The following is a 7,900-nucleotide window of genomic DNA, read 5'->3' as shown; positions in this document are numbered from 1 at the left end:
CCTCTTATCTTCTCCAAAATGTCCTGAATCTCAGGAGAGTAATGGGCGATATACTGATCGATTGTCTCAAATGTGATTTTATTGCCGTCCATGGCTGCTCCTTTCGGGCCTTATAGTTATTTGCGGCGCTTCTGGGCCATTCTCGAATAAATGATGAATGCTGCGACAAGCATGCTAATGAAACCAACATTTTCTGCCGGTCCCTGTTCCATCCCAAATACCATACAAAGATTCGTAATAAGGCTTTTTACAAGCAGTGCTATGACAATCAGCATTAACGGACGAATAAAATTATATTTCTTCATCTTTAGTACCACTCCTGACGACGCCCATAGTAGATCAGCTCCCGCTAAAACTAGCAATTGAAATCGCTTTAATAGGAGCAATCCCGGCAAGTATACCAGTTTCCAGCCTGATCGTCCAACCTTTCCGCGCAGCTGGCTTCTACAAGGTCCTCGCCTGTCCATGCCTTGCTAGATACTCCTCATTTTCTTTGTAATCCGGAATGATGCTTCCTACGCGTCGCCAAAAAGAACGGTCATGATTCATAGGGGTAAGATGGCAAAGCTCAAGGATGATTATATAGTCGATCACCTCATTAGGAGCCATCGCACCAGACTCCCACCATTAAATCCCCATCTTTAACAGCCAAGCAGAAAGCTTTTCCTCCCGCCCCTTAACATCGTCGCTATCAAAACGATATTTCCCTAAATACTGCTCGCCAACAATCTCTCCATCCTCCATCAACAGGACGCGCTCGGTTTTGGCAGCGACCTTGACGTCGTGCGTGACCAGCAGTATGGTAGTTCCGGATTGGTTGATGCTGCCAAGCAGCTCCATGATGTCAGATGTCGCTTTCGAGTTTAGTGCTCCCGTCGGCTCATCTCCGAGAATAATCTTCGGCTGGTTCATGAGCGCCCGGCAAATGCTCACCCGTTGGAGCTGTCCGCCGGAAGCCTGCGTTATATCGCGGTCTGCGAGCGCAGAGATTCCTGTTTTCTTCATCAACTCCTCCGCTCGCAGGCGAATGGAGTCCCGGCTCTCTTTGGCTGCAAAATATTCGGACAGAATGATATTATCGAGCATGCTGAGATTTTTGAGGAGATGGATCTGCTGAAAAATAAATCCCATTTTGTTCTGGCGCAGCTGATCCAATTCCTTCTCCGAAAGGGAGGAAATATTTTGCCCATCAAACAAGACTTGTCCGGAAGTCATCCGATCCATGCCGCTAATTGTGTAGAGCAAGGTCGACTTTCCCGAGCCTGACGCCCCCATGACGGCAACGAACTCGCCCTCGTGTATCTGCAGATTAATATTTTTCAGTACGGCTTGTTCTTGCCCTTTGCTTATTGAATAGGTTTTATTCAGGTCTGTAATCTCCAATATGTGGTTCATGCTTTATCCCCTCATTCGGTTATCATTCTCGTCATGCTGTATTTTTTCATCGATAGCGTGCCTACCAGCGTTGCAATGGTGACAACTAAACCAAGAGCTAATGGATACAAGAAATAAGATACCCATGGGTTCGTCACAAACTGGATATTGGAGGCTCCCATCGAAGACATCAGCAAACCTACCAGACTTTGCCCAAACGTATGGGCCATAAGCGTACCCATGAGAATACCGCCTGCAAGCACAACCAGTATCCGTATCACKTACTGCTTTCGAATATGTGCGGCGGCAATACCAAGGCTTCTCATAATGGCGATGCCGGAATAATCTTTTGCGGTCAGCAGCTTTAAGAAAAGCGAAGTAATCAGAATGGAGATAAACACAGCAATGATAACGGCAAGTACCGTAACCATCTTGATCTGCTTAATCGTCGAGCCGAGTGTCTGATGCATATAATCTTGGAGATGCGTCACTTTCACCCCTGGAAAAAGACCCGTATATTCGGTTATTTTGGCCCCTATATCGCTGCCATGTCTAATGTCCGCATTAAAGGTATACCAGAGTACATCCTCCGGTTGATAGGGCAGCAGCGCTTTGGCTGTTTTGCCGCCATTGGTCACGTCCTGATAAATGCCGCTAACGGTCATCTCATGCTGCTTACCGTTAATGACTAATATCAGCGCGTCTCCCACTTTTTTCGACAGAGCGTCAGCGTTCAGACTGGAGAGAGCCATATCGTTTTTGTTGATAGGAGCGTTGCCGCTGCTGTATTTCAAAGGGAAAATGGAGAAATCCCCCGTTTCAACCTGTATGCTCTCTAATGCTCCTTCACTTCCTACGACGCTGTATTTACTCGTCACGAGCGGAGAAAATTTCACTATATCCGTATCTTGAGCAAGGTAATGCTGAACTTCGTCAAATTTATCCTGCATGTGATCGGATTGCTGCAAATCCATTCGCATATCGCTTTGTCCGACCCCCATATACGCAACAAAGCTAGGTGACTGCATCGTATGCAGGAAATTGACCGGAACAATGATGATGAAGAAGCAAATGACAAAAATAATAAACAATAAAAAATACATTTTAAACCGTCCGACGACATCTTTCAGCGCCAAAAATACGTTAACACTAGGAATTCTGCTTTTATAAAGCGGCAACCGCTTCGTATTCACCTTAAGCTCGCCCATCGCACCGGCTCGCAGCGCTTCAACGGCCGAGATTTTATGAAATCGCCTCAGCACAAGGGTGCAGAAGAGCAGAACGAAAGCAAACACCAATCCAGCTACCAAAATAGGAATCAAGCTTTGCAGTATGCTTTGCGGAGCAATCCCGATATACAACGCCATATTGGATAGGAATAGCGGACGAATACAAAGGGAAAGCACATATCCGAAAAGACTAGCGGCCCCCGCCAGAACAATATATTTGGTCAGATAGATGTTTCGAATATGCTGTTGACGGATGCCGAAGGCTTTCATGACGCCAATCTCTTTATAATCCTCTTCCAGCGTGGTCAGTATGGTGAACCGCAGACACAGCACCGCAATAAGAACTAATAAGCTGCTGACCAGAAAGATGATGACAGCGACTACCCCGTCCGTTAATGCATGAAGCATCTGGAACRAGGAATAGTCAATGGCAGGGCCTTTAGCCGGTAGTCCGGCTGACTGGTATGCTGTCTTGAATTCATTAAGCTTGCTTAGATCCTTAAGCTGAAATGCAATCATATACTCCGTTTCACCGGTCATACTCTTCAAGGCTTCATGATCCGCTTCGCTTACGACGAAACGCTTGGAGCTGATAATCGAAGGATTCATTTGAACATCACGCACAAAATCTGTAATGGTGAACGTCATATTCTGTGATCCAACCGAAATTCGAATCGGATCGCCCAGGTTTAAGTGATGCTGCTGCCTATAATAAATAGGAACCGCAATCTCCCCGTCCAAAACCTCAATCCGCTTATTTTCCAGCGTAAGTAAATAATCAAAGCTCTTGTTCTGCACGACAAAGCCGTTATCCATTACGCTGCTGCTATCCGCTTCCTGATTGTCGCCAAAGAAGAGATTAGCATTGTCGATCACCAGCATTTCAGAGATTTGCTCACTCTTGATAAGGGAGTTCTTTGCCGCAAAGCTCTGAATGGCAGCTCTGTCCACGGGTCCGGCGTGCATCTGCACGTAGTGCGGCGCACTAGATACAGTAAATAAATGGTTGATGGAGCGAAATAGCTGCGTTATCATCGTCGTCCCGCTGGAAGCAAGCAGCACAGACAGCATAATGAACACGAACAAGATAATCGTAATCGCCTTATTTCGTTTAAAATCTTTTTTTATTATTTTCGCTAGCATGTTAGTCCCTCCTTTCCTTACTTTGTCTCCAGCGCCCGAATCGACTTCATCCTTGCCATAATAAGTGCTAAAACGATGACCAAAATGCCAGAAATAATAAATAACAAGCCGATACCGCGCCCTTGGCCGCTGCCGATCCATTTTCCAACCGAGGAAGCTAGCCCCCCACCTTCAACCATCAGAGGATTAAATATATAGTCGGATAAAAGACCTGCCGATGCATACGCAGCAATATAGCCGAATTGGGAAACCACTCCGATCATTCCCCAAGCCCTGCCTTGTGCTTCGTTTGGTATGTTCGTTCGAATCAATACATCTGCGCTTGTATTAACGAAAGGCAAGGTCGCAAAAAACAGAAAGCCTGCGGCTGCGATTACGTAAATATTCGTTGATACTCCAATAAGCGAGAAGAAAATGCCAGCGACAAAAAGTCCAGCGGAAAGCACTCGTGCATACTGTTGATTAACGCTGAAGATACCAATAAACAAGCTGCCAAGCAGCAGCCCTGTCGCACTGACCGATTGGACGATCCCTAATGTCTTGGCATTAGATAGCGGAAGCACCATGGGCGTAAATAAGGTTTGCAGAATGCCCATATAAAAGGTGACCACAGTCATTAGCAGCGTGAGAGTAAAAACCCCTTTTCGAGAGACAAGGATACGCCATCCCTCTTTCAAATCCTTTGCTAAGCTGAACTTCTTCTTACTGACTGGCTTAGCAACCAAGCATCGGCGAACGGCGGAAATCGTAATGATCGTGATGAATACTGTGCTTATATCTATAATCAGAAGTACCTCGATATCCACCACAGCAAGCAGCATGCCCGCAATGACAGGGGAAAATAAATATTTGGAGGAACCGGCAAGCTGCACCAGCCCACTCGCTTTCGCAAACTGTTCTTCAGGCAGCAAATCGGTAATCGTCGCTTTATAAGCCGGGTCGGTCAACGATGCGAATATAGAGCTGATCGTCACCCCCACACAGAGCTGCCAAAGCTGTGCCTCGCCTGAGAACATGACGATTAGAATGTAAATAAGCCCAAGCGCCGAGCCGCCATCACCGAGCAGCATCATCAGCCGTCGATCAAATCGGTCCGCCAATACACCGCCAACTGGACTTAACAGGATCATCGGCAAAAAGGTGCACAGCGTCACGAGTGACACTGCCGTGGCGGAGTGGGTCGTCTGGAAGACGTAAACCCCTAAGCCGAACGCGGTTAAGCCGCTGCCGATACTGGAAACCAGTTCCCCGAACCATAGAATGATAAATTTTCTAAAAGCATTATTCGCCATTCGTCTTACCGTCTGCCGGGTCTGCTTGCTCAAACAGCCTTGCCACGTAAGCGAAGCTGCCTTTCTCTGCTCCAAGCAGCGTTTCCATGGCATAAATGAAGCCTTGAATTTTTTGAGATATCTCCTGCGGCTGCCAGTTGAATATGCCCTCATCAAATAGGGTTACAGCTGACACAAGCAGTAACTCTATTGCTTCCTTCGGATATGGCGTGGCAAACAGCTTTTCTCTTATTCCTTGCTCTGTAACCTCCTGCAAAATAGGAGTCAGCTTGCACACCGTCTCTGACAAGCTTTTTTGATGCATTTGGGCGTTATTGACGTCATGCAACGTTTCAATAAGCTGGCTTTTTGAGCTGTTTGAGGCCGGCTTTTGCGCGAGCATGATGTACAGAAACTTCTCGTGGACGGTAAGACTAGCATTTGCGGAGATTTCTTTGGCTGCCAATACCCCGCTATCCACAATCCTGATGACGATTGCATCCATCACTTCTTCTTTCGATTTGAAGTAATAGTAGAAGGTTCCTTTTGCAATTCCGATTTCTTTCAAAATATCGTTGATCGTCGTCTTGTCGTAACCCTTGGTATGGAATAAAGCTTCCGCTGTATCCAATATTTCATTTTTCCGTTCTTCCGGCTCTTTGAGCGTTCTCATGAAGACCCTCCGTTCTATAGACCGACCGTCAGTCTATAAAGAGGATTATAATATATGATCCTTATTTTGTAAATATGGAGAATGACGCGGGGTAACACAGCCGAATGAACAATACGCAAAAAAAAGACGCATAAGAGCTCTGCTCCCTGCGCCCTATTGGTGATGGTACCTGCAATCATTTGGAAGCCGTTGAAGGCTGTTCAAAAAACAGCTATAATAGCTGGCCAAATCTGTATATGAGTCTAGTTTATACGTATCAACTCTCTATTTCACTAGCGTAATACCGAAAGCAGATCCCGCATTTCCAGCAAATACGATATATCCGTTCGCAGGCAATACAACTTCATTTTTACCGCTAATGACCGTATTATTCACCAGTGCTCCTGCTTCATCGTATACCATAAAACTACCTTTAGCTGGCATCTTGACTACCATTTTCTTGCCAGCAGCTGTTTCGGGAACGCTGAACCATCTAGCATAACCGTCAGCTTGAATTGTAGTTATCGACGATTTGCCTTTATACAGCGGCTTCACTCCATCCTCGCTCATATACACGGTTGCAGCCGCATTAAGGTACTCTACGCCCTCTTTAGCATAAAAAAGAATACTCAGTGTATCTCGGCCTGCTGTTCCAGGAATCTGATGCTGGCTCTCAGCCGTATTGGCACCTGTTATTTTTATATCATTGAAATAACCTTGGCTTGTCTTTATTGTTGGCCTAATAATGTTCATATTGGCGATGGAACTGAATTTCTCGTTGACTGGATAGTAGGATTTGCCTTCTCTTTTTGCCCACGCATCTGCCGTTTCTTTATCCAGCACTGCACCTTCCAATTTCTCCGCTTTGTATTCAGAAAATGCAAGCTGGCCTAATTCAGGTACTGAAACATACTGGCTCATCCACAAATAAGTCCGTCCGTTGCTTTCTTTTACAAAACTAACCTTTGTGCTTCCATCTTCGTCGACAAAAGTTCCATCCTTGGTGTATATAAATTTCTGATCTGGAGCAACCATTCCTGACAACGACAGTTCCCCGTCTTTTATAGCTATATTCCACTGATCGCCTTGAGTACTGTAATAACCTGCGTACTTCACAAGATCTTTTGGCATGTCAGCCTTAACCGGCTTGCCAAATGATTTATCTGGCTTGATCTCTTTAATTGCGCCCTTCTCTTTCATCGCCTGAAGGAGCAATTCACTCGCTAGCAGCTGATTTATTGAGGAGCTACCGCCTGAGGTAATGACTGCTGCAGCCATGTTCTGCTCGGGAAGCACGATGAAGGAGGAATGATACATCTGTGTGTCTCCTCCTTTGACGAGGGCTTTTATACCATAATCATTGAAAGGGAATAAGCGTACGCTATCCCAACCAAGTCCGTAGTCCATCGAGTTATCCGCTTCTTCGGGCCATAATCCCTTCCTATACTCTTCTTGCTCCATGGCCTGTGCTGATTTGATGGAGAGTACGTCCGCTCTCTTCCCAGTAAAGATTTGCGAGAATCGAACCAAATCCTCCGCAGTAGAGTAGACTCCGCCTGTACCAATCGCATTGGTCGTCTCCGTTGGAAGCTGGCCCTCATAGGCTGGAGAGTAAAGGCCGGCAAATTTGCTCGTCTCTACCATGTCTTGTGGCGTCATGGTATGGCTCATACCCAAAGGCACAGCAAAATTGTCATGAATGAATGCGGTAAAAGTCATTTTGCTGACTCTTTCTACAAGAATTTCTGCGAGCGTGAATCCATCATTACAATACACTGAAAAAGCTCCCGGTTCTGCCTTTAATTTCTGTGTAGACAAGTTCTTTAGCAGCGAATCGTGTACGTACGTATCTGGATCATTAAATAAAAATGCACTGTTTAAACTCGAACCCTGCAAACCAGATGAGTGATTCAACAACATGCGCGGAGTAATCTTTTTATAACGTTCATCTTCCATCTTAAAATCCGTAATATAGTGTACGACGGGGGTATCGAGATTGATCTTACCTTCATCCACTAATTTCATGACTGCTGACGCGGTAAACATTTTGCTCGTAGAGCCAATACCATAGATGGTTTCCTTCGTTAAAGGGATTTTTCCTTCTATGTCGTTAACTCCTGATTGTCCCGATACTTTGATCACTCCATTATCGATCAAGGCATACTGCACGCTAGGTATTCCATATTGTTCAGTTAGAAGTGCCGCTTTCTCAGAAGCAATCTTCTCTAGCG

Annotated in this window: 6 protein-coding genes and 1 pseudogene; all 7 read right to left on the bottom strand. The window is 45.7% G+C overall.

The genetic code is table 11. From position 1 onward, the window contains the following. Positions 1-116: 116 nt before the first annotated feature. Positions 117-467, bottom strand: coding sequence for a hypothetical protein (locus tag AC1DSE_RS25815; protein WP_477510476.1), 351 nt, complete (start codon positions 465-467; stop codon positions 117-119). Next, positions 445-612, bottom strand: a pseudogene (locus tag AC1DSE_RS25810) (M48 metallopeptidase family protein); the annotation flags it as partial. The gene AC1DSE_RS25815 and the pseudogene AC1DSE_RS25810, both read right to left, overlap by 23 nt. A gap of 15 nt (positions 613-627) precedes the next feature. Beyond that, positions 628-1,395, bottom strand: a complete 768-nt coding sequence (locus AC1DSE_RS25805; protein ID WP_441884129.1) for an ABC transporter ATP-binding protein — start codon at positions 1,393-1,395, stop codon at positions 628-630. Between the two features lie 11 nt (positions 1,396-1,406). Further along, the gene (locus AC1DSE_RS25800) at positions 1,407-3,746 is read right to left on the bottom strand and encodes an ABC transporter permease (protein WP_477528400.1); all 2,340 of its coding nucleotides are present in this window, start codon (positions 3,744-3,746) and stop codon (positions 1,407-1,409) included. Between the two features lie 17 nt (positions 3,747-3,763). After that, complete coding sequence (locus AC1DSE_RS25795) at positions 3,764-5,071, bottom strand: MFS transporter (RefSeq protein ID WP_477528399.1); 1,308 nt, start codon at positions 5,069-5,071, stop codon at positions 3,764-3,766. Then, the gene (locus AC1DSE_RS25790) at positions 5,028-5,690 is read right to left on the bottom strand and encodes a TetR/AcrR family transcriptional regulator (protein ID WP_477510473.1); all 663 of its coding nucleotides are present in this window, start codon (positions 5,688-5,690) and stop codon (positions 5,028-5,030) included. The genes AC1DSE_RS25795 and AC1DSE_RS25790 overlap by 44 nt, the downstream gene beginning before the upstream one ends. Positions 5,691-5,954: 264 nt before the next feature. After that, positions 5,955-7,900 (bottom strand): serine hydrolase domain-containing protein (locus tag AC1DSE_RS25785; protein ID WP_477528398.1); only part of this gene is annotated, 1,946 nt, incomplete at its 5' end.

Source organism: Paenibacillus sp. 01L418 (genome assembly GCF_056400045.1).
This window is presented reverse-complemented; position numbering and strand designations above follow the sequence as displayed.

What these genes read in the sequence shown, in the direction of transcription:
- AC1DSE_RS25815 (WP_477510476.1), bottom strand. Translation starts at nt 467, where the DNA reads ATGGACAGGCGAGGACCTTGTAGAAGCCAGCTGCGCGGAAAGGTTGGA.
- AC1DSE_RS25805 (WP_441884129.1), bottom strand. Translation starts at nt 1,395, where the DNA reads ATGAACCACATATTGGAGATTACAGACCTGAATAAAACCTATTCAATA.
- AC1DSE_RS25790 (WP_477510473.1), bottom strand. Translation starts at nt 5,690, where the DNA reads ATGAGAACGCTCAAAGAGCCGGAAGAACGGAAAAATGAAATATTGGAT.